Consider the following 389-nt stretch of genomic DNA (forward strand, 5'->3'; position numbering starts at 1 on the left):
CTCGTGCATCTCTGCCATTCCGGCGAAACGTCGCAAGGTGCCTATCTTCCACATGGAAGCGGGTAACCGTTGTTTTGACCAACGTGTGCCGGAAGAGACTAACCGCAAGATTGTTGACCATACTGCGGACATTAACCTCACTTACAGCACCATCGCGCGTGATTACCTGATTGCTGAGGGCTTGCCTGCTGACCGCGTCATTAAGACGGGCAGCCCTATGTTCGAGGTATTGAACCATTATATGCCTCAAATAGATGGCTCCGATGTGTTGTCACGTTTGGGCTTGCAGAAAGGTCAGTTTTTTGTGGTCAGTGCGCACCGTGAAGAGAACGTAGACTCACCGAAGCAATTGCTTAAACTTGCTCAGACGCTGAATACGGTGGCGGAGC

General features: G+C 51.4%; 1 protein-coding gene. It reads left to right on the forward strand.

What is annotated here, in order from left to right:
• The coding region (locus AB4585_RS26645; protein WP_372171753.1) for a UDP-N-acetylglucosamine 2-epimerase at window positions 1–389 on the forward strand (389 nt) is incomplete at both ends.

The organism is Vibrio sp. 10N.222.49.C9 (genome assembly GCF_041474985.1).
In the GTDB taxonomy this organism is placed as follows: Bacteria; Pseudomonadota; Gammaproteobacteria; order Enterobacterales; family Vibrionaceae; genus Vibrio; species Vibrio crassostreae_C.